The organism is Bifidobacterium sp. LH_413 (assembly GCF_056357015.1).
This window is the reverse complement of the sequence record NZ_JBKEVK010000011.1, coordinates 1-1,491: the sequence shown is the minus strand read 5'-3', so window position 1 is coordinate 1,491 and position 1,491 is coordinate 1. Positions and strand designations below refer to the sequence as shown.

2 rRNA genes are annotated in these 1,491 nt (G+C 60.4%); both read left to right on the top strand.

The features are described 5' to 3' along the window. Positions 1 to 708, top strand: a 16S ribosomal RNA gene (locus tag AC1AYN_RS10495); the annotation flags it as partial. A 479-nt stretch (positions 709 to 1,187) separates the two neighbouring features. Further along, positions 1,188 to 1,491 (top strand): 23S ribosomal RNA (locus AC1AYN_RS10490); the annotation flags it as partial.

The window sequence follows — 1,491 nt, the reverse complement described above, 5'->3', positions numbered from 1 at the left end:
TCCACGGGTCCCGTGTCGGAGCCAACGCGTTAAGCATCCCGCCTGGGGAGTACGGCCGCAAGGCTAAAACTCAAAGAAATTGACGGGGGCCCGCACAAGCGGCGGAGCATGCGGATTAATTCGATGCAACGCGAAGAACCTTACCTGGGCTTGACATGTTCCCGACGACTCCAGAGATGGGGTTTCCCTTCGGGGCGGGTTCACAGGTGGTGCATGGTCGTCGTCAGCTCGTGTCGTGAGATGTTGGGTTAAGTCCCGCAACGAGCGCAACCCTCGCCCCGTGTTGCCAGCAGTTCGGCTGGGGACTCACGGGGGACCGCCGGGGTCAACTCGGAGGAAGGTGGGGATGACGTCAGATCATCATGCCCCTTACGTCCAGGGCTTCACGCATGCTACAATGGCCGGTACAGCGGGATGCGACATGGCGACATGGAGCGGATCCCTGAAAACCGGTCTCAGTTCGGATTGGAGTCTGCAACCCGACTCCATGAAGGCGGAGTCGCTAGTAATCGCGGATCAGCAACGCCGCGGTGAATGCGTTCCCGGGCCTTGTACACACCGCCCGTCAAGTCATGAAAGTGGGCAGCACCCGAAGCCGGTGGCCTAACCCAGTTCGCTGGGGCGGAGCCGTCTAAGGTGAGGCTCGTGATTGGGACTAAGTCGTAACAAGGTAGCCGTACCGGAAGGTGCGGCTGGATCACCTCCTTTCTACGGAGAATTCAGGATGCCGGTAGGCGTCCGGTGTGTGCCCCGCGCGTGCGATCGTCGCACGGTCGGTCGGGGTCGCTGGTGTGGAAGAGATCATGGGCTGTGGGGTCGCCTCCGTTGGGGGTGGCCGGTGTGGGTGGTGTGGCATGCTTTTGGGTTCCCGGACCGCCACTGCCGGGACGCGCGCGGGTGTTCCCGTGCGGGTTCTTCGGTGTGCGGGTCCGATGCCTCCGGGCCGCGTGGCTTCCTCTTTTTGTGGGGGTCGGTCGTGGTCTGGTGTGTGTTGGTGGTTTGAGAACTGGATAGTGGACGCGAGCAAGAAAGAGTTTTGTTTTTTCTTGTTTCTGTTGATTTCGAATGGACTCCGAGATGTTTTTTTGTCTTGGGTGTTCGTTCGGTCGTTTTGTGATCATTTTGACATGTTGTGTTGATGTGTCGTCCGATGTATTCGCGAATTTGGTTTTCGCCGGTGGCGCGTGTGTGTTGCTGGTGAGGGCGCAGTGGTGGATGCCTTGGCGGACAGGACCGATGAAGGACGTGTGGGGCCGCGATAGGCCTGGGGGAGCCGCCGACAGGGCTTCGATCCCAGGATCTCCGAATGGGGGAACCCGCCACCCTCGATGGGGTGGCACCAGCCTTTTGTGCTGGGGGGTACGCAGGGAAGTGAAACATCTCAGTACCTGTAGGAAAGGATGTTCCGTGAGTAGTGGCGAGCGAAAGCGGATCAGGCCAAACCGGTGTCGTGTGATACCCGTCGGGGGTTGCGGCATCGGGGTTGCGGGA